Source organism: Pseudomonas sp. S10E 269 (genome assembly GCF_002798465.1).
Classification (GTDB): Bacteria; Pseudomonadota; Gammaproteobacteria; order Pseudomonadales; family Pseudomonadaceae; genus Aquipseudomonas; species Aquipseudomonas pergaminensis.
The window spans coordinates 3,847,890-3,872,149 of the sequence record NZ_PHIJ01000001.1; the positions used below are offsets into that span (position 1 = coordinate 3,847,890).

The following is a 24,260-nucleotide window of genomic DNA, read 5'->3' on the forward strand; positions in this document are numbered from 1 at the left end:
TTGATACGAAAACTGGTTGTACTGCTGCTGATTGGTCTGTTCTCGGCGGCTTTGCTGTTGGGCTATTCGGCTTGGAAGTTCGATGCTGCCTTGAAGCAGCCCTTGAACCTGACCCAGGAGCAATTGCTCGACGTACCGGCCGGGGCGACCCCTACCGGTACCTTCAATCGCCTGGAAGCCGACGGTGTGCTGGAAGGCGCCTTTTGGTTGCGCCTGTACTGGCGCTTCAACCTCGACGGCCAGCCACTGCACAGCGGTGAGTACCGCATGACGCCCGGCATGACGGCGCAGGGCTTGATCGGCCTGTGGCAGCGTGGCGAAGTGGTGCAATACAGCCTGACCCTGGTCGAAGGCTGGAACTTCCGCCAGGTGCGCTCGGCCCTGGCCAAGCATGAAAAGATCGTGCAGACCCTCTCGGGGCTCAGTGACAGCGAAGTCATGGACAAGCTCGGCCACCCCGGCGTGTTTCCCGAAGGACGGTTCTTCCCGGATACCTACCGCTTCGTGCGTGGCATGACCGACGTCGAATTCCTGAAAAAAGCCTACAACCGCCTGGATGATGTACTCGCCCAGGAGTGGAGCAAGCGCGCTCCCGATGCGCCGTACACCGACCCTTATCAAGCGCTGATCATGGCCTCCCTGGTGGAGAAAGAGACCGGCGTACCCGAAGAACGTGGGCAGATCGCCGGGGTATTCGTGCGGCGCCTTAAGGTTGGCATGCTATTGCAGACTGACCCGACGGTGATCTACGGCCTGGGTGAACGCTACAACGGCAAGTTGACCCGCGCCCACCTCAAGGAAGCCAACCCCTACAACACCTACATGGTCGCCGGCCTGCCGCCGACCCCGATCGCCATGGTCGGCCGCGAGGCGATCCATGCCGCGCTGAACCCGGTGCCGGGCAGCAGCCTGTATTTTGTCGCACGGGGCGACGGCAGCCATATTTTCTCTGATGACCTGGATGCGCATAATGCCGCCGTGCGTGAGTTCCAGCTCAAGCGCCGTGCCGATTACCGGTCCAGCCCGGCACCGGTGGTGAAGCCTGCGCAAGACGCGGCGCCTTCATCGGACGCGCCCGAGCAGGCGCCGGTTGAAAAACCGGCCGAACCGACGCCGGGCACCGCCGCGCCGCAAAGCCCGCAATAATTCTGACTAAGGACTGCCTGTGACTGGCTTGTTTATTACCCTGGAAGGCCCCGAAGGCGCCGGCAAAAGTACCAACCGCGATTACCTGGCCGAGCGTTTGCGCAGCGAAGGCATCGAGGTGGTGCTGACCCGCGAGCCCGGCGGCACGCCGCTGGCCGAGCGTATCCGCGAGGTGTTGCTGGCCCCAGGTGAAGAGCAGATGAACCCGGATACCGAGCTGCTGCTGGTGTTCGCGGCGCGTGCCCAGCACCTGGCCGAAGTGATTCGCCCAGCCCTGGCACGCGGTGCGGTGGTGATCTGCGACCGGTTCACCGACTCTACCTATGCCTACCAGGGCGGCGGCCGGGGCCTGTCCCTGGAGCGCATCGCCACCCTGGAAACCTTTGTCCAGGGCGACCTGCGCCCCGACCTGACCCTGGTGTTCGACCTGCCGGTGGAAGTGGGCCTCGCACGCGCCAGTGCCCGTGGCCGCCTGGACCGTTTCGAGCTGGAAGGCCAGGCCTTCTTCGATGCCGTACGTACTGCGTTCCTCACGCGCGCCGCCGCCGAGCCTGCGCGTTATCACCTGCTGGATGCCGCCCAGCCGTTGGTCAAGGTACAGCAAGCCATTGATGCCCTGCTGCCAACATTGCTGGAGCGCGCCCGTGGCTGAAGCCTACCCGTGGCAGGACAACCTGTGGCAGCAACTGGCCGGCCGTGCCCAGCACGCTCATGCCTACCTGCTGCATGGGCCGGTGGGTATCGGCAAACGTGACCTGGCCGAGCGACTCATGGCCAGCCTGTTGTGCCAGCGCCCGGTCAACCTGGAAGCCTGCGGCGAGTGCAAGTCGTGCCTGTTGCTCAAGGCCGGCAGTCACCCGGACAACTACCTGCTGGAGCCCGAGGAAGCCGACAAGGCGATCAAGGTCGACCAGGTGCGTGACCTCGTCAGCTTCGTGGTGCAGACCGCGCAGATGGGTGGGCGCAAGGTGGTGCTGATCGAGCCGGTGGAGGCGATGAACATCAACGCCGCCAACGCCTTGCTCAAGAGCCTGGAGGAGCCGTCCGGCGATACCGTGTTGCTGCTGGTGAGCCACCAGTCCAGCCGTCTGTTGCCGACCATCCGCAGCCGCTGTGTGCAGCAGGCATGCCCGCTGCCGAGCGAGGCCATGAGCCTCGAGTGGCTGGCGCAGGCGTTGCCGGCATGCACCGAGGACGAGCGCGTCGAGCTGCTGACCCTGGCGGCTGGCTCGCCGTTGGCGGCGGTGAAGCTGCAGGCCCAGGGCGTGCGTGAGCAACGCGCGCTGGTGGTGGATGGCGTAAAGAAACTGATCAAGCAGGAAGTGTCCGCCACTCAGCTGGCGGAAAGCGCCTGGAAGGATATTCCCCTGCTGTTGCTGTTCGACTGGTTCTGCGACTGGTCGAGCTTGATCCTGCGCTACCAGCTGACCCAGGACGAACACGGCTTGGGCCTGCCGGACATGCGCAAGGTGGTGCAATACCTGGCGCAGAAAAGCGCCCAGGACAAGGTGCTGACGATCCAGGACTGGATCCTCGCCCAGCGCCAGAAGGTACTCGGCAAAGCCAACCTCAACCGCGTGCTGCTGCTTGAAGCGCTGCTGGTGCAGTGGGTCGGGTTACTCGGCCGCCGTTAATTCCCGTGGCCGGCGGGTGTATCGTCGGCCAGACACTTTTCGTGACTGAAGTTGTAGATACCTATGCTCGTAGACTCCCATTGCCACCTTGATCGCCTCGACCTGGCCCAGCACGGCGGTTCCCTGGACGCCGCGCTAGAAGCCGCACGCCAGCGCGGGGTAGGGCACTTCCTGTGCATTGGCGTCAGCGCCGAAAACGCCGCCGACGTCAAAGCCTTGGCCGAGCGTTATGCCGATGTGGATTGTTCGGTGGGTATCCACCCGCTGGACCTCAAGCCCGGAGAAGCCCCGGCCCTTGACTGGTTGCTGGGTGAACTCAATCACCCGCGCGTGGTGGCCATCGGCGAAACCGGCTTGGATTACCACTACGAGCCTGAAGCCGCCGAGTTGCAGCAGGCCTCGTTCCGCCTGCACCTGCAAGCCGCCCAGCAGACCGGCAAACCGGTGATCGTCCACACCCGTGGCGCCCGCGCCGACACCCTGGCCCTGCTGCGCGAAGCCGCGCTGCCGCAGGCCGGTGTGTTGCACTGCTTTACCGAGGACTGGGACATGGCCAAGGCCGCCCTGGACCTTGGGTTCTACATTTCCCTGTCGGGTATCGTGACCTTCCGCAACGCTGATGCGCTGCGTGACGTCGCTCGCCAAGTGCCGGCCGACCGCCTGCTGGTGGAAACAGACTCGCCGTACCTGGCGCCGATTCCTCATCGCGGCAAGCCAAACCTGCCCGAGTACGTGCGTGATGTGGCGGATTACCTGGCGATGCTGCGGGGTGAGTCCTATGAGCGCTTTGCCGAGCAGACCACCGAGAACTTCAAGCGCCTGTTCCCGCTGGCTCACGTCGCTGGCTGACGCGACCAAATCGCAGGCAAAAAAAACCCGGGTTCTGGGGGGTGAATCCGGGCTAAGACCATTAGGAGTAAAACAAGGGCACACGGTCCGTTGGTACCCAGGCCGGCGCTTCACTTGGGGGAGATGTCACGCCGACAGTTCAAGTATTGATCAGTATCTGATTCAGTCCAGTCGCGACTGGTCGTTTTTTAAACAGATTTGGAATACGCGCGCTTCGCTTGAGTTCTCATTGGGCAGGTGCACGGCGGCGGTTGTTGCGTATTATTTCTGACTGAGATCCATGAAAACGTTGGCACGCTGAAAGTAAAGTGCGTTTGCGGTTCACATAGGCATTGCCCAGCGACCGTTCAGTCGGGATAATCCCTCGCACCGGGTAAATCGTATCGCCGCGTATCCGTGGCCGTGCGCAACCCTCCCTATTTTGACCTTTGCAGACCTCTTCCTCATGCACAAAGAACCCCGTAAGGTCCGTGAGTTTCGCCGCCGTGAGCAGGAAATTCTCGACACCGCCCTCAAGCTGTTCCTCGAACAGGGTGAAGACAGCGTCACCGTCGAGATGATCGCGGATGCCGTGGGTATCGGCAAAGGCACGATCTACAAGCACTTCAAGTCCAAGGCGGAAATCTACCTGCGCCTGATGCTCGACTACGAGCGCGACTTGAACGAGTTGCTGCATTCGGCCGACGTCGACAAGGACAAGGAAGCCCTGTCCCGCGCCTACTTCGAGTTCCGTATGCGCGACCCGCAGCGCTACCGCCTGTTCGACCGCCTGGAAGAGAAGGTGGTCAAGGGCCATCAGGTGCCGGAGATGGTCGAGGAGCTTCACAAGATCCGTGCTTCCAACTTCGAACGCCTGACCCTGCTGATCAAGGGCCGCATCAGTGAAGGCAAGCTGGAAGATGTGCCGCCGTACTTCCACTACTGCGCCGCCTGGGCCTTGGTGCACGGCGCCGTGGCGCTGTACCACTCGCCGTTCTGGAGCAATGTGCTGGAAGACCAGGAAGGCTTCTTCCAGTTCCTGATGGACATCGGCGTGCGCATGGGCAACAAGCGCAAGCACAGTACCGAGCATCCACCGCTGGAATCGCCTTCCACGTAATGATTTGCTGCCGCGCGCAGTACCCCAGGAATATACTCAGGCATGGACCCTTGCTAAAAGCTGATTTTTCAGTCAGCTTTTAGCGCGCCCGAACCATCCTCTGCCGGAGTGATCCATGATCGTTGATCGTCAAGGTAGGCGTTTTCGCAATTTGCGGATCAGCCTGACCTCAGCCTGCAATTATGCGTGTACCTACTGCGTGCCCAACGGCAAGCGGCTGGTGGCTGCCCAGGACGAGCTCTCGGCCGAGGCCATGGCCCGTGGCGTGGCGTACCTGATTGAGGCCGCGGGTATCGACCGCCTGCGTATCACCGGCGGTGAGCCGCTGGTCAGCCCCAAGTTGGAAGCCTTCATGGGCGCCGTGGGTGGCATGGGCCTCACTGATATCAGCCTGACTACCAACGGCCAGTTACTGGCGCGCAAGCTGCCATTGCTGGTCGACGCCGGGATAAAACGCATCAACGTCTCCCTCGACACCCTGGATGCGGACGCTTTTCGCAGCATCGCCCGTGGTGGCGACCTGGCCACCGTGCTCGATGGCATGGACCAGGCCCGCGCTGCCGGAATCAAGATCAAGGTCAATATGGTGCCGTTGCGCGGCCAGAACCTTGACCAGGTCATGCCGCTGCTCGACTACTGCCTGGAGCGTGGCTACGAGTTGCGCTTCATCGAGTTGATGCGCATGGGGCACCTGGCTAAGGATTCCAACGCGTTCCTGCAGCAATTTGTCAGCCTGCAGCAACTGCTGGGCCTGATCGGCGAGCAGTATGAATACCTGCAAGCCAATGCCCCCGTGGACGCCACCGCCGTGCGCTACGAAGTGCCGGGCAAGGGCTACTTCGGCGTGATCGCCAACGAAAGCGTGCCGTTCTGCCGTACCTGTTCGCGGTTGCGGTTGTCGTCCACGGGCTGGCTGCATGGCTGCCTGTCGTCGAGTAACCGTCACTACATCGGCGACTTGCTCGACAAGCCGCGCCATCAAGCGTTGCCGGCGCTGCAAGGCCTGTTGATGAAGGCCTTGGGCGATAAGCAGGAAGTGGCCTTCTCTGGCGGCGCCACCATCATGAAGATCATCGGCGGCTGACCACACCCCTTATGGATGTTGGCCTTGTAGGCGCTGGCTTGCCAGCGATAGCGCCCTGTCAGCCACGTATGCGATGGCTGATGCGCCGCGATCGCCGGCAAGCCGGCTCCTACCGTTGTTCAGCATTGCAGATGACTGGCCTGGATTCTGCATCTCACGCCCATTCGCCGGTTTTCCGTCACCGGCTTCTGGAGGATTAGGATGCGTAGTCTGGTTTTGTTGCTGGCGTCGTTGACGCTGAGTGGTTGCATGACCGTCAGCGATATGGCCGAAGGCACCCGTTATCAGATGAGTGATGCCGGCTTGCTGGACCACAGCGATACTCGCCGTACCGCCTCGATTCGCGTGCAGCCGGACTCCTTTATTTTTATCGCTCAGGGCGCTTTCGTGCCACCGGGTAGCGCTTATCCGCGACCGAACGTGGTGGCTGAAGAAGCGTTCAACGGCTTTGTTGAATATTTCCCCATGGTGCGCCGCGCCCGTCAGCCGGAAGGCCTGGAACAGGCAATGGCCGAAGCCCGTGCGGCGGGCGCTCACTACTTGCTGTACTGCCGCTTCGCCAAGGCGGATGACCGCATTGGCAACGCCGATGAATGGGCCGATCAGGAAGCCCTCGACCGCGTCGGTCTGGACAGCGGCGTCATCCAGATCATGTTGATCGAGACCAGCACCCAGTATTTGATTGATACTGCACGTATTCGCAGTCGTGGCGGTTTACTGACGTTCCACGACAACAAGCCAGAAGATTTGATTGCTCGCCCGCTGGCACAATACGCCCGTGGTCTGTTAGGGATGAGTAATCAATAAGAACCAGGAGAGCACCATGACCGATTCTGCCAAGGCCAACGACCTGTTGGCGCAACTGCCCAAAGGCAAGGGACCGGCACCGGTGCACCTGTGGAACCCGGACTTCTGCGGCCACATCGACATGCGCATCGCCCGCGACGGCACTTGGTTTTACCAGGGCACGCCGATCGGGCGTAAGCCGATGGTGAAGCTGTTCTCCAACATCATCCGCCGCGACGGCGATGATTACTTTCTGGTCACCCCCGTGGAAAAGGTTGGCATCACCGTCGATGATGCGCCGTTTGTCGCGGTAACCCTCGAAGTCGAAGGACAGGGTGAAGACCAGGTGCTGCGTTTTACCACCAATGTTGACGACCAGATCGAAGCCGGCCTGGAACACCCGTTGCGGGTGGTGATCGACCCCGTCACACAGGAACCTGCGCCGTACCTGCGGGTGCGCACCAACCTCGAAGCCCTGGTGCACCGCAACGCGTTCTACCAGTTGGTGGAGCTGGCGGTAAGCCGTCCGATCAACGGTCAGAACTGGCTCGGGGTCTGGAGCGGTGGGGAGTTTTTCCGCATTGGCCTGGAGCCCTGAGGCCGGTTTTTTCATTTCCCTGAAATAATTCGCTTGCTGCAAATGGGCGCTTTCGGTTATCAATTTGTACATGATTAGACATGTTCGATTTGATAAGAAAAAACGCGTCGTCGACGAGCTCATCCGCCGTATCGAGGGTGGGGTGATGGCTGACGGTTTCCTGCTGCCGGGCGAGCACCAATTGGCCGAAGAGTTCGCGGTCAGCCGCGGCACCCTGCGCGAAGCCCTCGCCGAACTCAAGCGACGCAACTACATCGCGACCCAGAGCGGCGTCGGCTCCATCGTCACCTTTGACGGCATGGTGCTCGACCAGCGCAGTGGTTGGGCTCAGGCCCTGGCCGACACAGGCGCGCGGGTGAACACCGACATCCTGCGTCTGGAAGCCGTTACCCGCCCGGACCTGTTCAGCCGATTCGGCAGTGACCAATTCATCGCCCTCGACCGTCGCCGTCGCACCACCGATGGCACCGCCGTGTCGTTGGAGCGCTCGTTGATGCCCGCCTCCGGAGGCCTGGAGAGCCTGCCAGACGTGGGCCTGATCGATAACTCCCTGACCATCACCCTGGCCGCCTACGGTTATGTCGGCGCCGAAGGGGACCAATGGATCGGGGCTGAACCCCTCAGCGATGAAGATGCCGAATTGCTCGGACGCCCCGCAGGCACGGTGTTCCTCAAGGCGTCGCGTACCACCTATGACCGTCGCGAGCGTTTCATGGAGTACGTCGAAAGCTTGCTCGACCCGCTGCACTTTCGCCTGCACCTCCAGTTTGGAAACTCGAAATGACCCCGCACAACCGCGCCCTCGGCGCCTTCTACGGCCTGGCCTTGGGCGATGCCCTGGGCATGCCGACCCAATCCCTGAGTCGCGAACAAGTCCGCGCGCGTTTCGGTGCCATCACTGGGCTGGAAGATGCCGACGCCCACCAGCCGATCGCGCCGAACATGCCCGCCGGCTCCATCACCGATGACACCGAGCAGGCCATCCTGGTCGGCGAATTGCTGGTGGAAGGCCAAGGCAAAATCGAGCCTACCGTGCTGGCCCAGCGCCTGATCGATTGGGAGGCAGTGATGCGCGCCAAGGGCTCGCAGGATCTGCTGGGGCCGTCTACCAAGCGTGCGATCGACATGATCCTCGCCGGTCATACGCCGGAAGAGTCCGGCCGCTACGGCACCACCAATGGCGCAGCAATGCGCATCACCCCGGTGGGGATTGCCGCCGATGTCAGCGACCCGGCGCAGTTTATCCAGGCGGTGATCCAGGCATGCCAGGTCACCCATAACACCTCCCTGGGAATTTCCAGTGCGGCGGCGGTGGCAGCGGTGGTGTCGGCTGGCATCAACGGCGTGGACCTGGGCGAAGCGCTGAATATCGGCACCCAGGTTGCCCAGAAGGCCGAAGGCCATGGCCACTGGGTTGCCGGCGGGCGCATTTCCACGCGCATCAGCTGGGCGCGGACCTTGAGTGTCGGCAGTGGCGACAAGGCCCTGTTTGCCGACCTGCTGTACGAATTGATCGGTACTTCTGTCGCGTCCCAGGAGTCGGTGGTGGTGTCGTTTGCCCTGGCCCAGCAAGTGGCGGTGGGCGAGATGAACGCCTTCGAAGCGCTATGCCTGGCGGCCAGCCTTGGCGGTGACACCGATACCATCGCCGCGATTCTCGGCGCGATGCTCGGTGCGTGCCTGGGCCTGCAGTGCTGGCCCGAAGTGCTGATTGAACAGGTCAAGCAGGTCAATGGCCTGGATTTGCAGCCGCTGGTCGAAGGGCTGCTGATATTGCGCTGAACCCCGTAGGAGTCGGCTTGCCGGCGATAGCGATAGGCGAGCCGGCGACGCATTGGCTGGGACACCGCCATCGCCGGCAAGCCGGCTCCTAACGAGTTCTCGTCGAGTCAGGATGACCGGTTGACGCTTTGATTCTCTGCCACAACCACAACAATACAGGCACTTGGAGCACCCCCTCATGAGCACGACCTCTTCCGGCCAAAGTGCCGGGCAATTGGAAACACGCGGCATCGAACCGGTTCCGGAAGGCGAGTGCAACGGTCACCCGCTGCAACTTTTCTGGGTGTGGTTCGCGGCGAATATCAGCATTCTTGGCTTGCCGCTGGGCGCGACCCTGGTCGCGTTCCGAGGCTTGGCAATCTGGCAGGCGATCATCGTCGCCATCCTCGGCGCTGCGGGCTCTTTTGCGGTGGTGGGCATCATCTCCATCGCCGGCCGTCGTGGCCGTGCGCCGAGCCTGACGCTGTCCCGCGCCATCTTCGGCGTGCGCGGCAATATCGGGCCGACGTTGGTGTCATTGATGTCACGCCTGGGTTGGGAGACCGTCAACACCACCACGGCCGCCTTCGTGCTGCTGTCGTTGTGCTCGATCCTGTTTGGTTCGCCGGTCGAGGCGAAAAGTGCGCCGGTGCTGACCCTGATCTTCATCGCCATCTTTGTGCTGCTGACCTTGTCGGTGTCAGGCCTGGGCCACGCCACCTTGCTGGTGATCCAGAAGTGGGCCACTTACGTGTTCGGCGCCTTGAACATCCTGGTCGGCGGTTTCCTCTGCGCCACCATCGACTGGAGCGCCGTGTTCAACGCCACGCCGGCACCGCTCAGTGCGATGATCATCGGCATCGGCACCATGGCTGCCGGTACCGGTATCGGTTGGGCCAACGCCGGCGCCGACATGTCGCGCTACCAGCACCGCAGCGTCAAGGCCGTGCGCCTGGTGGCCTCCGCCGCGTTTGGTGCAGGCATTCCGCTGGTGTTGTTGATTACCCTCGGCGGCTTGCTGTCGGTGGGCAACAACGACCTCGCCTCGGCCACTGACCCAATCGTCGCGATCCGCGACATGTTGCCCACCTGGATGGCGGTGCCGTACCTGATCACCGCGTTCGGCGGGCTGCTGCTGTCCAACAACCTGTCGGTGTACTCGGCGGGCCTCACCACCCTGACGCTCGGCTTGAAGGTCAAGCGCGTGCATGCGGTAATCGTCGACATCGTGGCGATCTTCGCCGGCTCGATCTACTTCATGTTGATCGCCGACAGCTTCTATGGCCCGTTCATCACCTTCATTTCGCTGCTGGCGGTGCCGATTACTGCGTGGGTCGGCATCTTTGTGGTCGATTTGATCCACCGTCACTACTACAGCCCCAAGGACCTGCTGGACGTGAGCCCAAGCAGCGCCTACTGGTATCGCGGCGGCGTGGAGTGGCGTGCGTTTGGTGCCTGGGCCGTGGCGATCGTGCTGGGTTTTAGCTTCACCACCATCGGCACCACTGCCGAAAACATCTGGTTCGCCGGGCCTTTGTCCGACTCCTGGCTGGGCCACAACGGCCTGGGCTGGATCGTCACCTTCCTGGTGGCCGGCGGGATTTACGCGGTACTGGGCGGCGCCGCTGATCGTCGTCCGGCTTTAGTCGAGAGCCCTAATGTCTAGATTGCTGCACACCGGCCAAGTCATTGTCGACCTGGTCATGGCCCTCGATACCTTGCCCGCCACCGGCGGCGACGTGCTGGCGCAATCGGCCAGCTTTGAAGCCGGCGGCGGTTTCAATGTGATGGCTGCCGCTCGGCGCAACGGGCTGCCAGTGGTCTACCTGGGGCGTCACGGTAATGGGCGTTTTGGCGACCTGGCGCGCGCGGCGATGCAGGCCGAAGGGGTGGAAATGGCCCAGACGGCCAGCACCGATAAAGACACCGGTTTGTGTGTATCGCTGACCGAGGCTACCACTGAGCGCACCTTCATTTCCCATATCGGCGCTGAAGGTGAGCTGAGTGCCGAAGACTTGGCCAGGGTTGTGCCGCAGGCTGACGACTATGTGTACGTCAGCGGCTACAGCTTGTTGCTGGAGGGCAAGGCGCAGCCGCTGATCGACTGGTTGCTGACGTTGCCACGGGAGATCGTGGTGGTGTTTGACCCAGGCCCGCTGGTGAAGGCGCCGGAATCAGCCGCAATGCGCGCGTTATTGCCGCGCATCGACATCTGGACCAGCAATGGCCCCGAAGCGCTCGCATTTACCGGTGCGGCAGATATAGCCGCCGCGTTGCCCGAGTTGAGCCGACACCTGCCGGCCAATACGTTGCTGGTGGTTCGTGATGGGCCGAATGGCTGCTGGGTTGGGCGACCGGGAGCGGTTGCGCATGTGCCTGGCTTCAAGGTGCAGGCCGTGGACAGCAATGGTGCCGGGGATGCGCACGCGGGGGTGTTTATTGCGGGCTTGGCGAAGGGCTTGAAACCTGCCGAAGCGGCACGCCGTGCGAATGCCGCGGCAGCGTTGGCGGTGACGCGCCGGGGCCCGGCTACGTCCCCCGGCACTGCCGAGGTTGATGCGCTGACTGCTGAATAGCCTCAATCAAAATGTGGGAGCGGGCTTGCCCGCGATGGCGTCCAGTCAGTCGAGGAATAAGGTGACTGAAACTCCGTTATCGCGGGTAAGCCCGGCTCCCACACTGTGTTGCGGTGTATTCAGGATTACTGACGGGTCTCGCTGTCCAGCTTGCGCGCCTCATCCACACCGGATGCGGTCAGCTTGATCGGCAGGTTCAACGAATATTCACCGGCGTCGTCGGTGGTCACATGCCCATCCTTGATCAGCCCACGGTCCTGCAGGAACGCCAAGACACTGGCGACCTCTTTTTCGCCGCGGTAGTTATCCAGCACCTCTTTGCCCAAGCCTTGCGGATGAGCGTGCAGCAGGCGGGTGAGGACTTCTTTTTCAAGGTTTCTATCGACGTTCATGCGTACCTCTTCACTGGGAAATGATCGGGTGTTCGTCTTGCGTTCGATGGGTCAAGGCGCAGGTTGTTTCGGCGCACCAGGGACGTTGGAGTCATCGCCCTTGTTGATGTTGGGCTGATTGACCGATGGGCCCATTTTGCCGTTACCGACGGCAGCAGGCGCTTGACGCTGGGTATCGTTGCCTTGGGTGCGCGGGTCAGCGCCGGGCTCAATGACCGCGCCACCATTGGTGTCCATGCCAGTACCCATGGATTTCTGCGACTCGGTGGTGGCGTCAGGCGTTGGATCGGTAGGTCCGGTGGTCGAGCTGGCGGCAAAGGCGCTCAGCGACGCAGCAGACAACAGGCCGGTGAGGGCGAGGGCGGCAAACTTGGAATTTTTCATGAGGGTGTCTCCATATGATTAATGTCCTTACCCTCTATTGGTCCGCCTGGGTTTGTCGTTCGTGCCTTGATGGCGACGAACGGTCTTGATCGACCTGTAAGATTTTGTGTGTGGACGCGCGTCGCGCGATCAGCCTCGCGACGGTTATCAGCCAGTTGAATAGCGCCACCGCCACCAGGCTCAACAGCAGCGCCGGCAGGCCGTACGCGACGATGATCTGCCCCGCGAGCAGCGGAAAACCGAATACCCCGACAAAGTACGCCAGGCTGAATAACAGCAGCGCCTGGGAGGTCGTACCGCCGGGTGCTTCATTGGCGACCAGCCCGTTGATCACCGAATAGGTCAGGCCATAACCCACGCCCAGAGTAATGGCGGCCAGCAGATAGCTGAGGGTTCCGGACACCGTAAAACTGAACATCAACACCGACAGCAGCATCAGCCCCGACAGCACACACGCCGCGCGGTACGCATCGCGCTTGACGACAAATCCTGCGATCAGCAAACGGCTGGTGATCGCCGCGCTCAGGAAGCCCGCAAAGAACAGCGAATAGTCCAGCGCGTACGCCGCCGCATAGCTGGTCTGGAACGAGGACAGCCCGCCAAAGACGCAACCGCCCAGGCCAACCATCAGGATCGCGAACGCCGCTTTGGAGGACAGCACCTGGCGGGTGGCGACCCAGGAGATTTTCGCCACTGGCGCGGTGTCCTGTTGCTTGAGTTGTGCACCAAGGCGCCAAAACAGCAGCACGCCGACGAGGCTGGCGATAGCGGCAATGTAAAAGGCGGTGGTCAACGGCAACTCCAGCGCGCTTGCCGCCCGCCCCAGCAGCGGCCCGGAACCGATCCCGCTCATCATGCTGCCCGACAGCAGCGCGAAATATTTGGCGCGATGCTGCGGCTCCACCAGCAGAGCGACGATGATCGGTCCCAAGGTGTAGAACACACCCCACCCAAGCCCAAGGGCCAGGCCAAACAGCATCAGGCCTTCGCCGAAGCCGGGCATCAGTGCAAAGCCCAGGCACGCCACCACCAGCAGCAGGCCCATACCTGCAATCGCCCGTGCCGCGCCCAATGCATCGGACAAATGCCCGGAGACCAGCACGGCCACAAAGGTGCTCAGCATCGCCGTGGAAATCACACTGCCCGCATCCTGTTCATTGCCGCCGCGTGTGTGAATCAGCAACGACAGCAGGAAGGTCGAGCCGTAAGACAGCGACAGCAGAAAACTGGCAAGACAGAACAGGGCGAACAGCGAGGTGCTCACCGGGGGCTTGGGATGCATGGGGCGGCCTTCAGGTCGTTGGCGTTATGCCGGGCTTTTTACCATGCAGGCCCTGGCTGATTGTTACGTGGTTGCTGGCGCCAGCGTTACCCGTGGACGGAGTAAGGGCGCCCGACGCAGGTGCAGTGAAAATGCACTGCAATCAGTCATCAAAGCGCCTTAGTATGTGAGCTTTGAAATTGCCAAGGCTCGCCCATGACCATCGAGATTCGCCCCGCCGTACCCAGCGATGCTGCGCAGATCCTGACTTTCATCACCGAGCTTGCCGAGTACGAGAAGGCCCGGCATGAAGTGATCGCCAGTGTGGTGGACATCGAGCGCAGCCTGTTCAGCGAGGGCGCCACCGCCCACGGCCTGATCTGCTCGCGCGATGGTGTGCCGATTGGTTTTGCGGTGTTCTTTTTCAGTTATTCCACCTGGCTGGGCAGCAACTGCCTGTACCTCGAAGACCTCTATATCAACCCGGAACAACGCGGCGGCGGGGCGGGAAAGAAACTGTTGCGCCACCTGGCGAAGATCGCCTTTGACAACGGTTGCGGGCGCTTTGAGTGGAGCGTGCTGGACTGGAACGAACCGGCGATTGCCTTCTACAAATCCATTGGCGCCCAGCCGCAGGAAGAGTGGGTGCGCTATCGCATGGAAGGCGATGCGCTGCGCGATTTCGCCCTGGGCTGAAGCGCTCCTTTCAAAAACACTGAAGATCAAAATGTGGGAGCGGGCTTGCTCGCGAATGCGGTGGATCAGTCAACTCATATATGGCTGACACACCGTATTCGCGAGCAAGCCCGCTCCCACATTCGATTTTGTTCGCCTTGAAGATCATGCTTTGCTCACTATATGGGATGCAAATTTATATATTGAGATATTTCAAATGATAGGTTTATAGTCGGCTGCATCAGCACTCACTACCAAAAATAAAACAGGTGAAGCGATGCAGGCACAACCGTTGTCACTCCCCGCCGTGCCCGAGCCAACCAGTGGCGAACGGCTCAAAGGCAAAGTGGTGATCATCACCGGTGCCGCCCAAGGCATTGGCGAGGCAATCGTCGCGTGTTTTCAGGCCCAGCAGGCGCGCTTGATCATTGCGGATATCCAGGGCGAAAAAGTCGAGAAGGTCGCCGCCCACTGGCGCGAACGCGGCGCCGACATCTATGCACAAGCCGTCGACATCACGTCCAAAGATCAATGGCAGGCGCTGGTCAACCTGGCTATCGAGCGCTTTGGCCGCGTGGATGTGCTGGTCAACTGCGCCGGCGTCAACGTGTTCCGCGACCCGCTGGAGATGACCGACGAAGACTGGCGCCGCTGCTTCGCCATCGACCTCGACGGCGCCTGGTTCGGCTGCCGCACGGTGTTGCCGCACATGATCAAGCAGGGCATTGGCAACATCATCAATATAGCCTCCACCCATTCCAGCCACATCATTCCCGGCTGCTTCCCGTATCCCGTGGCCAAGCATGGCCTGCTCGGCCTTACCCGTGCCCTTGGTATCGAATACGCGCCCAAGGGCATCCGTGTGAATGCCATCGCGCCGGGCTATATCGAAACCCAGCTCAACGTCGACTACTGGAACGGTTTCCCCGACCCCCACGCCGAGCGCCAGCGCGCGTTTGACCTGCACCCGCCCAAGCGCATCGGCCAGCCGATTGAAGTGGCGATGACGGCACTGTTCCTGGCGACCGACGAGGCGCCCTTTATCAATGCCACCTGCCTGATGATCGATGGCGGGCGGTCTGTGATGTACCACGACTAAGACGTTTTCCGATAACAAGAACGAGGTGGTTCATGCTCAAGAAGACACTCGGCACCCTGGCCCTCGCGGTCGCGTTCAGCGGCGTTGTATCCGCCGAAGAAGTGAAAATCGGCTTCCTGGTCAAGCAGGCCGAAGAACCCTGGTTCCAGACCGAATGGGCCTTCGCCGAAAAAGCCGGCAGGGACCAGGGCTTCACCGTGATCAAGATCGCGGTGCCTGATGGTGAGAAAACCTTGTCGGCCATCGACACCCTGGCCGCCAACGGCGCCAAGGGCTTCGTCATCTGCCCGCCGGACGTGTCCCTCGGCCCGGCAATCATGGCCAAGGCCAAGCTCAATAACCTCAAGGTGCTGGCGGTGGACGACCGTTTTGTCGACGCCAAGGGCAAGCCCATGGAAGACGTACCTTACGTCGGCCTCGATGCCTACAAGATCGGCCAGAAACAAGGCGAGGCCATGGCTGCCGAAGCCAAGCATCGCAACTGGGACTGGAAAGAAACCTACGCCGTCATCAACACCTTCGACGAGCTGGAAACCGGCAAGAAACGCACTGACGGTTCGGTAGAAGGCCTCAAGGCCGCCGGCCTGCCTGCTGACCACATCCTGTTCAGCGCGCAGAAAACCCTCGACGTGCCAGGCAGCATGGACGCCACCAACTCGGCCCTGGTGAAGCTGCCCAGCGGCGCGAAAAACCTGATCATCGGCGGCATGAACGACAGCACCGTGCTGGGCGGCGTGCGCGCCACCGAGAGCGCCGGCTTCAAGGCTGCCAATGTGATTGGCGTCGGCATCAATGGCACTGACGCCATCGAAGAGCTGAAAAAATCCGACACCGGTTTCTACGGCTCCATGCTGTTGAGCCCTGACGCCTCGGGCTACAAAACCGCCAGCGCGATGTTCGAGTGGGTCACCAAAGGCACCGAGCCGGCCAAGTTCACCGCCCTGGACAACGTGACCCTGATCACCCGCGCCAACTTCAAGGAAGAGTTGAGCAAAATCGGGCTGTGGAAATGACCGGCGCGGCCCTGCGATTCAACGGCATCGGCAAGGAATTTCCCGGTGTGAAAGCCCTGGCGCAGATCAGCTTTGAAGCGCGGCCGCGCGAGGTGCATGCGTTGATGGGCGAGAACGGCGCGGGCAAGTCGACGCTGCTGAAAATCCTTGGTGGCGCTTACCTGCCGAGCAGCGGCTCACTGCAGATCGGCGAGCAGACCATGGACTTCAAGTCTGCCGCCGACAGCATCGCCAGTGGCGTCGCGGTGATCCACCAAGAGCTGCACCTGGTGCCGGAAATGACCGTGGCCGAAAACCTGTTCCTTGGGCATTTGCCGACGCGGTTCGGGGTGGTCAACCGTAGTCAATTGCGCAAGCAAGCGTTGGCGTGTCTCAAAGGCCTGGCCGATGAAATCGATCCGGACGAAAAGCTCGGACGCCTGTCCCTCGGCCAGCGCCAACTGGTGGAAATCGCCAAGGCGTTGTCCCGTGGCGCCCATGTGATTGCCTTCGACGAACCCACCAGCAGCTTGTCGGCGCGGGAGATCGACCGCTTGATGGCGATCATCACCCGCCTGCGCGATGAGGGCAAAGTCGTGCTCTATGTGTCGCACCGTATGGAAGAGGTGTTCCGCATCTGCAACGCCGTGACGGTGTTCAAGGACGGCCGTTATGTGCGCACTTTCGACGATATGAACGCGCTGACCCACGACCAGTTGGTGACGTGCATGGTTGGCCGCGATATCCAGGACATCTACGACTACCGGCCACGGGAACAGGGCGAGGTCGCGCTTAAGGTCGAGGGTTTGCTCGGTCCAGGGTTGCGTGAGCCGGTGAGCCTGCAGGTGCACAAGGGCGAGATTCTTGGCCTGTTCGGGTTGGTCGGGGCTGGGCGCACGGAGCTGTTCCGGCTGCTCAGTGGTTTGACCCGTAGCACCGCAGGTAGCCTTCAGCTCTGCGGCCAAACATTGCAACTGCAGTCACCCCGCGACGCCATTGCCGCCGGCGTGCTGCTGTGCCCGGAAGACCGCAAGAAGGAAGGCATCATCCCGCTGTCCAGCGTGGCTGAGAACATCAATATCAGTGCCCGTGGTGCCCATTCCAGGTTTGGCTGGCTGCTGCGAGACGGTTGGGAAAAGCACAACGCCGACCACCAAATCAAAGCCATGAAGGTCAAGACGCCCAACGCCGAACAGAAAATCATGTACCTCTCCGGCGGCAACCAGCAGAAGGCCATTCTCGGTCGTTGGCTGTCGATGCCGATGAAAGTGCTGCTGTTGGACGAGCCGACCCGTGGCATCGATATCGGCGCCAAGTCGGAGATCTACCAGATCATCCATAACCTGGCGGCCAGTGGCATCGCGGTGATCGTGGTGTCCAGCGACCTGATGGAAGTGATGGGCATCTCCGACCGCATCCTGGTGATGAGCGAAGGCGCCCTGACTGGCGAACTCACCCGCGACCAAGCGGACGAGGCACGGCTGTTGCAACTGGCTCTCCCGCGTTCGCGGGCTTGAAGAATTCGAGGTGAATGATGTCTGAGGTAAAAACTGCAAAGGGCTTCTGGCCGGGTTTCAACCAGCGCAAGTTCCTTGACGATTGGGTCATGCTGCTCGCCGCGTTGAGCATCTTTGTGCTTAGCGCATTGTTTATCGACAACTTCCTGTCGCCGCTGAACATGCGTGGGTTGGGCCTGGCGATTTCCACCGTGGGCATCGCCGCGTGCACCATGTTGTTCTGCCTGGCGTCGGGGCACTTCGACTTGTCGGTAGGCTCGGTGATCGCCTGTGCCGGCGTGGTCGCGGGGATCGTGATCCGCGACACCGACAGCGTGGTGCTCGGCGTCTCGGCGGCGTTGGCCATGGGCCTGGTGGTGGGGCTGATCAATGGCATTGTCATCGCCAAGCTGCGCATCAACGCCTTGATTGCAACGTTGGCGACCATGCAGATCGTGCGCGGCCTGGCGTACATTTTCTCCAACGGCAAGGCCGTCGGCGTGATGGACGAAGGATTCTTCGTGTTCGGCAACGGCCAACTGATGGGCGTGCCGGTGCCGATCATCATCACCGTGCTGTGCTTTGTGTTCTTCGGCTGGCTGCTCAACTACACCACTTACGGGCGCAACACCATGGCCATCGGTGGTAACCAGGAAGCGGCGTTGCTGGCGGGGGTGAATGTTGATCGCACCAAGATCATCATCTTTGCCGTGCACGGTCTGATCGGCGCCCTGGCCGGGGTGATCCTCGCGTCGCGCATGACCTCGGGCCAGCCGATGATTGGCCAGGGCTTTGAGCTGACGGTGATCTCGGCGTGCGTGCTGGGCGGGGTGTCGTTGAGCGGCGGCATCGGCATGATCCGCCACGTGATTGCCGGGGTGTTGATCCTGGCGATCATCGAGAATGCGATGAACCTGAAGAACATCGACACCTTCTACCAGTATGTGATCCGGGGTTCGATCCTGCTCCTTGCGGTCATCATCGACCGCATGAAACAACGCTAGGAAGAACATCGCCTAACCCCTGTGGGAGCGGGCTTGCTCGCGAAGGTGGTGGTTCAGTAAGAACATCTTTGACTGACACATCGCAGTCGCGAGCAAGCCCGCTCCCACATTTGGATCTCCACTGTATTGAGGTCCGTGATTTGCCATAATGGCGCCGTTTTCGTACTTCCCAATAGGCCCGATATGCAGGAAAACGCCCACACTCCCGTCAAAGACGCCGCGCCCACCGGCACCCAGACCCTGCTGCGTGGCCTGGGCGTGGTGCAGGCGGTGGCGGCCGGTGCGCGGGATCTGAAAGAGATCGCCAAGCGCATCGGCACCACCCGCAGCACCACTCACCGCTTGGCCAGTTGCCTGGTGGAAGAGCGTTACCTGCGTGTGGTGCCGCAGGTGGGTTACCTGCTGGGGCCGAAGTTGATTGAGCTGGGTTTCCAGGCGCGCGAAGAACTGCCGCTGGTGACCTTGGCCATCCCGTACCTGGATGAGCTGTCGGCGTTGACCGGTGACACCATCCACTTGGCCATCCGCGAATACGACGACGTGCTTTACCTGCACAAGAACCCTGGCCGCAATGGCCCCGAAATGCGTTCGCGAGTCGGCCACCGCATGCCGCTGGCACGTACGGGTATCGGCAAGGCGTTGCTGTTGGATGACTCGGCAGAAGAGTGGCAGCGCCTGTACGAAGTCAGCCTGCCGGCGGGTGGGAAAAACCTGCAATGGCCGCAGCACCCGGAGCAATCCTGGGCACAGTTCGAGCAGCGCATGCGTGAATACGTGGTGGGCGGTTATGCGTTCGACCTGGAAGACAACGAACCGTCGATCCGCTGCGTGGCGGCACCGGTGCGCGATGCCAGCCGGCGAATCGTCGCCGGCATCAGCATCGCCAGTACCGTGCCCTACATGCCGCTGGAGAAAATGGCCGAGCTGATCCCTGTGGTCAAACAGGTCGCAGCACGGCTGTCAGCGGAGTTGGGCGCGAAGGCCTGATCAGGCCTTCAAGGTCGCCATGTCGATGACAAAGCGGTACTTCACGTCGCCGGCGATCATGCGGCTGTAGGCTTCGTTGATATTACGGATGTCGAGCATTTCGATGTCGCAGGTGATGCCGTGCTCGGCGCAGAAATCCAGGACTTCCTGGGTTTCGGCAATGCCACCGATCAAGGAGCCGGCCAGGACTTTTCGGCCCATGATCAGCTTGGCGGCGTTGACCGGTGGGTCGACCGGCTCGATCAGGCCGACCAGGATGTGCACGCCGTCAAAGCGCAGCACGTCGAGGTAGGGGTTCAGGTCGTGCTGCACCGGGATGGTGTCCAGCAGGAAGTCAAAGTGCCCGGCGGCGGCTTTCATCTGCTCGGCGTCAGTGGATACGATCACGTGATCGGCACCCTGACGACGGCCTTCTTCGGCCTTGCTTGCCGAGCGGGTGAACAAGGTCACTTCCGCGCCCATGGCCTTGGCAAACTTGATGCCCATATGGCCCAGGCCGCCCATGCCGAGCACGCCGACTTTATCGCCGGCCTTCACACCGTAGTGCTTGAGCGGCGAGTAGGTGGTGATGCCGGCGCAGAGGATCGGCGCGGCGCTGGCCAGGTCGAGCTTGGCCGGAATCTTCACCACAAAGTGCTCACTGACCACGATGCTGTCGGAGTAGCCGCCCATGGTGTTGCTGCCGTCGACGCGGTCCGGGGTGGCGTAGGTCATGGTCGGGCCTTCGAGGCAGTATTGCTCCAGGTCTGCCTTGCACGCGTCGCAGTGACGGCACGAATCGACCATGCAGCCCACGCCGACCAGGTCGCCGACCTTGTGCGCGGTGACGTTGGCGCCGACGGCGGTGACCTTGCCGACGATCTCGTGGCCCGGCATCAGCGGGTACACGGCGATGCCCCATTCGTTGCGGGCCTGGTGGATGTCGGAGTGGCACACGCCGCAGTAAAGGATCTCGATGGCCACGTCATCCACACGCGGGCTGCGGCGCTGGAAGGACATGGGGGCGAGGGGAGTGGTGGCCGACTGGGCGGCGTAACCGATGGCGGTGTACATGGGGAGACCTCGCAAAAGCAATGACAGGTGAGGTGGCGCATTCTCCGCGCCGGGTCCTGATGCGGCCATGGCGATTGCTCCGAGTCTCATGCCTATTCGTCCGGGAGTGCCCCGTATTTGGATCCATCGGCCGCCAGACCTGCGATGATGTTCTCATCCCTTATTCGCGAAGTTTTTTGCCATGTTGTTGACCCGCCATCTCGATGCCAACGCCACGCTGGTCTCCTTGATCGAAGGGCTTACGCCCTGCGACGGTTTCTCGCCGACGAACCTGCCCGGCGTGCAGGTACTGCGCGCCAGTTGCGACGTGGCGCGTGGGCCGCAGATCTACGAGCCGAGCCTGATGTTCGTGGCCCAGGGCAGCAAAGTCGCCTACCTCGGCCCGCGTACGCTGGAGTATGGCGCCGGGCATTACCTGATCCAGGCGATGCCGGTGCCGTTCGAGTGCGAGACGTTTGCCATGGGCGCCGATGCGCCGCTGTACGGGGTAACGGTGGGCATTGATCGGGTGGTGTTGGGTGAATTGGTGATGGCGATGGGTATGCAGGCCGGGCCACCGCCGACAGCGCAGACGCTGGAGTCAATGAGCTCGGTGGTGCTCGACGATGCGATGCGCGGTTGTGTCGAGCGGCTGTTGCAGTGCCTGCACGATCCGCTGGAAAGCCGGATCATGGGCCCGGCGCGGGTGCGGGAATTGCTCTTCACCGCCTTGCGTGGGCCACAGGCCGATGTGCTGCGCGCATTGGTGGAACAGCAGGGGCAGTTTTCCCGGATTGCCACCTCGTTGAATCACTTGCATGCCCATTACGCCGAGCCGCTGAATATCGAGACGCTGGCGGGGTATGCGCACATGAGTGCGTCGACGTTTCATGAGCATTTCAAGCGCTGCACGCTGTTGTCGCCGGTGCAGTACCTCAAGCGTTTGCGGCTGCTCAAGGCCCAGCAATTGCTGCTGGTGGAAGGCATGGGCGTGGCGCAGGCGGCGCATAACGTGGGGTATCAGAGTACGTCGCAGTTCAGTCGGGAATATAAGCGCTATTTCCTGCGCAATCCTGGTGAAGAACGCGCCGCATAATTCCACCAGGCACAACACCGTAAATGTGTGAGCGGGCTTGCTCGCGAATACGGTGGGTCAGCTAACACCTTCCTCAACTGACAGGCCGCCTTCGCGAGCAAGCCCGTTCCCACATTTGACCGAGGTGACTGGCTTTTTTCGGGCCACAAAAAAGGCTCCCATTTGGGAGCCTTTTTTATTCAAGCAGCGGGCTTACATATTCGGGTAGGTCGGCCCACCCGCGCCTTCCGGCGTGACCCACGTGATGTTCTGCGAAGGGTCCTTGATGTCACAGGTCTTGCAGTGCACGCAGTTCTGGGCGTTGATCTGGAAGCGCTTCTCGCCGTCTTCCTGGGTGATCACTTCATACACGCCGGCCGGGCAGTAGCGCTGCGCCGGTTCATCGTAGAGCGGCAGGTTGGTGCCGATCGGGATGCTCGGGTCCTTGAGCTTCAAGTGGCACGGTTGCTCTTCTTCGTGGTTGGTACCGGAGATGAACACCGAGCTCAGCTTGTCGAAGCTCAGCTTGCCGTCGGGTTTCGGGTAGTCGATTTTCTTGCTGTCTTTCGCCAGCTTGAGGCAGGCGTAGTCCGGCTTGGTGTCGTGCAGGGTGAACGGCATCTTGCCGCCCAGGATGTTCTGGTCGAACCAGTTGAAGCCCGCGCCAAGGATCGGACCGAACTTGTGCATCGCCGGGCCGAAGTTACGGCTGGCGAACAGTTCTTCATAGAGCCAGCTCGACTTGAAGCTATCAACGTAAGCGGTCAGTTCATCACCGCCTTCGGACTCGGCAAACAGGCGGTCGGCCACGGCGTCGGCGGCGAGCATGCCGGACTTCATCGCGGTGTGGCTGCCCTTGATCTTGGCGAAGTTCAGGGTGCCGAGGTCGCAACCGATCAGCGCGCCGCCCTTGAAGACCATCTTCGGCAGCGAGTTCAGGCCGCCTTTGCAGATGGCACGGGCGCCGTAACTGATGCGCTTGCCGCCTTCCAGGTACTGGGCCAGCACCGGGTGGTGCTTGAGGCGCTGGAACTCATCGAACGGCGACAGGAAGGTGTTGCTGTAGGACAGGTCGACGATCAAACCGACCACCACCTGGTTGTTTTCCAGGTGATAGAGGAACGAGCCGCCGGTGTTTTCGGCGCTCATGATGTCCAGCGGCCAACCAGCAGTGTGGACGACCAGGCCTGGTTGGTGCTTGGCCGGGTCGATTTCCCAGATTTCCTTCAGGCCGATGCCGTAGTGCTGGGCGTCGGCGTCGCTGTCCAGGTTGAAACGCTGGATCAGCTGCTTGCCGATATGGCCACGGCAACCTTCGGCGAACAGCGTGTACTTGCCACGCAGTTCCATGCCCGGGGTGTAGACGCCTTCTTTAGGATGGCCTTCGCGGTCGACGCCGAGGTCACCGGTGATGATCCCGCGCACCACGCCGTTTTCGTCGAACAGCGCTTCCTGGGCGGCGAAGCCTGGGTAGACTTCCACGCCGAGGTTCTCGGCCTGCTGGGCCAGCCAGCGGCACAGGTTGCCGAGGGAGATAATGTAGTTGCCTTCGTTGTGCATGGTCTTGGGCACAAAGAAATCTGGCACCTTGGTGGAGGCGTCGGGGCTGCGCAGTACATAGATGTCATCGCGCACCACGGGGGTGTTGAGCGGGGCGCCGAGTTCTTTCCAGTCCGGGAACAGTTCGTTCAGGGCGCGTGGTTCGAACACGGCACCGGACAGGATATGCGCGCCGACTTCGGAGCCTTTCTCGACCACGCAGACGCTGATTTCCTTACCGGCTTCGGCGGCCTTCTGCTTCAGTCGGCAGGCGGCAGACAGTCCCGCCGGGCCAGCGCCGACGATGACCACGTCGAATTCCATGTATTCGCGTTCCACAGGCTATCTCCTACTCAAGGCTCAACAGGCTTTTTTTTCTAATGGGTGGAGGTTCGGTGTCGTATCCATCATCACTGTGCCAAATGGCAGGGGACGACCCACCTTTCTCTCTAGGTGGCGCATTATATCTACACCACTGCTAGCGTCCAATACAAACGTTTGTTTGAATTGCCCGCAGGCTAGGTAAATCAAAGTGGTGCGGCTTATGACTGGCTATTTTGCCGTATTGACCAGAATAGGTGTTCCGGTCAATATACGGTCGGTTTTGCGCTAACCGTAGGCAGACTGCAGGTTTCAAGAGCACGTCCAAAAGCAAGACAGGTGACGCGTGCCCGGACAATGGCGCGCAGTTTACACGCTGCGATAAAGAATGACCTCTCAGTCACCACTGACGAACGGTCATCATTTCCCGTGAGCAAGGTCGCCGCCTGCGTTTTTGGAGGTGCCCTTGT

24 protein-coding genes are annotated in these 24,260 nt (G+C 61.5%); 19 read left to right on the top strand and 5 right to left on the bottom strand.

All coding sequences use genetic code 11. The features are described from left to right. From mltG to CWC48_RS17980, 12 genes are all read left to right on the top strand, one after another. Positions 1–1,146 carry an endolytic transglycosylase MltG gene (mltG, locus tag CWC48_RS17925; RefSeq protein ID WP_100492303.1) on the top strand — a complete coding sequence of 382 codons (1,146 nt, stop codon included), beginning with the start codon at positions 1–3 and terminating at the stop codon, positions 1,144–1,146. Positions 1,147–1,165: 19 nt separating this feature from the next. Continuing rightward, positions 1,166–1,798 carry a dTMP kinase gene (gene tmk, locus CWC48_RS17930; RefSeq protein WP_078049849.1) on the top strand — a complete coding sequence of 211 codons (633 nt, stop codon included), beginning with the start codon at positions 1,166–1,168 and terminating at the stop codon, positions 1,796–1,798. Beyond that, positions 1,791–2,780 (top strand): DNA polymerase III subunit delta', encoded by a 990-nt coding sequence (locus CWC48_RS17935; RefSeq protein ID WP_100492304.1) that lies wholly within the window; start codon positions 1,791–1,793, stop codon positions 2,778–2,780. Before tmk ends, CWC48_RS17935 begins: the two co-directional genes overlap by 8 nt. A gap of 63 nt (positions 2,781–2,843) precedes the next feature. Next, positions 2,844–3,629: a TatD family hydrolase gene (locus tag CWC48_RS17940; RefSeq protein ID WP_100492305.1), complete on the top strand. Its 786-nt coding sequence runs from the start codon at positions 2,844–2,846 to the stop codon at positions 3,627–3,629. 445 nt (positions 3,630–4,074) lie between these two features. Next, entirely contained in the window at positions 4,075–4,728 is a 654-nt protein-coding gene (locus tag CWC48_RS17945; protein WP_028617572.1) for a TetR/AcrR family transcriptional regulator, read from the top strand. Positions 4,729–4,843: 115 nt separating this feature from the next. Next, positions 4,844–5,812 carry a GTP 3',8-cyclase MoaA gene (locus CWC48_RS17950; RefSeq protein ID WP_100492306.1) on the top strand — a complete coding sequence of 323 codons (969 nt, stop codon included), beginning with the start codon at positions 4,844–4,846 and terminating at the stop codon, positions 5,810–5,812. A gap of 201 nt (positions 5,813–6,013) precedes the next feature. After that, positions 6,014–6,619, top strand: coding sequence for a DUF4823 domain-containing protein (locus CWC48_RS17955; RefSeq protein ID WP_099493648.1), 606 nt, complete (start codon positions 6,014–6,016; stop codon positions 6,617–6,619). Between the two features lie 16 nt (positions 6,620–6,635). Continuing rightward, on the top strand, positions 6,636–7,196 hold the full coding sequence (locus tag CWC48_RS17960; protein WP_078049844.1) for a DUF1285 domain-containing protein: 561 nt from the start codon (positions 6,636–6,638) through the stop codon (positions 7,194–7,196). Positions 7,197–7,266: 70 nt separating this feature from the next. Then, the gene (locus CWC48_RS17965) at positions 7,267–7,980 is read left to right on the top strand and encodes a GntR family transcriptional regulator (protein WP_100492307.1); all 714 of its coding nucleotides are present in this window, start codon (positions 7,267–7,269) and stop codon (positions 7,978–7,980) included. After that, the gene (locus CWC48_RS17970; RefSeq protein ID WP_078049842.1) at positions 7,977–8,978 is read left to right on the top strand and encodes an ADP-ribosylglycohydrolase family protein; all 1,002 of its coding nucleotides are present in this window, start codon (positions 7,977–7,979) and stop codon (positions 8,976–8,978) included. The genes CWC48_RS17965 and CWC48_RS17970 overlap by 4 nt, the downstream gene beginning before the upstream one ends. Positions 8,979–9,156: 178 nt before the next feature. After that, complete coding sequence (locus CWC48_RS17975) at positions 9,157–10,623, top strand: cytosine permease (RefSeq protein ID WP_025854160.1); 1,467 nt, start codon at positions 9,157–9,159, stop codon at positions 10,621–10,623. Further along, complete coding sequence (locus tag CWC48_RS17980; RefSeq protein ID WP_100492308.1) at positions 10,616–11,533, top strand: PfkB family carbohydrate kinase; 918 nt, start codon at positions 10,616–10,618, stop codon at positions 11,531–11,533. The genes CWC48_RS17975 and CWC48_RS17980 overlap by 8 nt, the downstream gene beginning before the upstream one ends. A 125-nt stretch (positions 11,534–11,658) precedes the next feature. On the opposite strand, the gene CWC48_RS17985 is transcribed toward CWC48_RS17980, so the two are convergent. From CWC48_RS17985 to CWC48_RS17995, 3 genes are read right to left on the bottom strand one after another with little or no spacing between them, the layout of a single operon-like run. Further along, positions 11,659–11,925 (bottom strand): hypothetical protein, encoded by a 267-nt coding sequence (locus tag CWC48_RS17985; RefSeq protein ID WP_078049840.1) that lies wholly within the window; start codon positions 11,923–11,925, stop codon positions 11,659–11,661. A gap of 51 nt (positions 11,926–11,976) precedes the next feature. Then, positions 11,977–12,309: a hypothetical protein gene (locus CWC48_RS17990; protein WP_078049839.1), complete on the bottom strand. Its 333-nt coding sequence runs from the start codon at positions 12,307–12,309 to the stop codon at positions 11,977–11,979. 34 nt (positions 12,310–12,343) lie between these two features. Continuing rightward, the gene (locus CWC48_RS17995; RefSeq protein WP_100492309.1) at positions 12,344–13,591 is read right to left on the bottom strand and encodes an MFS transporter; all 1,248 of its coding nucleotides are present in this window, start codon (positions 13,589–13,591) and stop codon (positions 12,344–12,346) included. A gap of 195 nt (positions 13,592–13,786) precedes the next feature. On the opposite strand from CWC48_RS17995, the gene CWC48_RS18000 reads away from it, so the two are divergent. From CWC48_RS18000 to CWC48_RS18025, 6 genes are all read left to right on the top strand, one after another. Continuing rightward, on the top strand, positions 13,787–14,266 hold the full coding sequence (locus CWC48_RS18000; RefSeq protein WP_034099874.1) for a GNAT family N-acetyltransferase: 480 nt from the start codon (positions 13,787–13,789) through the stop codon (positions 14,264–14,266). A gap of 256 nt (positions 14,267–14,522) precedes the next feature. Further along, the gene (locus CWC48_RS18005; protein WP_100492310.1) at positions 14,523–15,344 is read left to right on the top strand and encodes an SDR family oxidoreductase; all 822 of its coding nucleotides are present in this window, start codon (positions 14,523–14,525) and stop codon (positions 15,342–15,344) included. A 32-nt stretch (positions 15,345–15,376) separates the two neighbouring features. After that, positions 15,377–16,357 carry a substrate-binding domain-containing protein gene (locus CWC48_RS18010; RefSeq protein WP_078049836.1) on the top strand — a complete coding sequence of 327 codons (981 nt, stop codon included), beginning with the start codon at positions 15,377–15,379 and terminating at the stop codon, positions 16,355–16,357. After that, on the top strand, positions 16,354–17,853 hold the full coding sequence (gene araG / locus CWC48_RS18015; protein WP_100492311.1) for an L-arabinose ABC transporter ATP-binding protein AraG: 1,500 nt from the start codon (positions 16,354–16,356) through the stop codon (positions 17,851–17,853). The genes CWC48_RS18010 and araG overlap by 4 nt, the downstream gene beginning before the upstream one ends. Positions 17,854–17,870: 17 nt before the next feature. Beyond that, positions 17,871–18,836 (top strand): L-arabinose ABC transporter permease AraH, encoded by a 966-nt coding sequence (araH, locus tag CWC48_RS18020; RefSeq protein WP_028617559.1) that lies wholly within the window; start codon positions 17,871–17,873, stop codon positions 18,834–18,836. Between the two features lie 183 nt (positions 18,837–19,019). Beyond that, positions 19,020–19,823 carry an IclR family transcriptional regulator gene (locus CWC48_RS18025; protein WP_078049834.1) on the top strand — a complete coding sequence of 268 codons (804 nt, stop codon included), beginning with the start codon at positions 19,020–19,022 and terminating at the stop codon, positions 19,821–19,823. Here the strand turns inward: CWC48_RS18025 and CWC48_RS18030 are convergent, their stop codons facing one another. Continuing rightward, positions 19,824–20,876: an NAD(P)-dependent alcohol dehydrogenase gene (locus tag CWC48_RS18030; protein WP_078049833.1), complete on the bottom strand. Its 1,053-nt coding sequence runs from the start codon at positions 20,874–20,876 to the stop codon at positions 19,824–19,826. Between the two features lie 181 nt (positions 20,877–21,057). Here CWC48_RS18030 and CWC48_RS18035 point away from each other — a divergent pair, with 181 nt between their 5' ends. Continuing rightward, positions 21,058–21,951, top strand: coding sequence for an AraC family transcriptional regulator (locus CWC48_RS18035; RefSeq protein WP_078049832.1), 894 nt, complete (start codon positions 21,058–21,060; stop codon positions 21,949–21,951). Positions 21,952–22,143: 192 nt separating this feature from the next. On the opposite strand, the gene CWC48_RS18040 is transcribed toward CWC48_RS18035, so the two are convergent. Continuing rightward, positions 22,144–23,808, bottom strand: coding sequence for an electron transfer flavoprotein-ubiquinone oxidoreductase (locus tag CWC48_RS18040; RefSeq protein WP_078049831.1), 1,665 nt, complete (start codon positions 23,806–23,808; stop codon positions 22,144–22,146). Positions 23,809–24,260 lie beyond the last annotated feature (452 nt).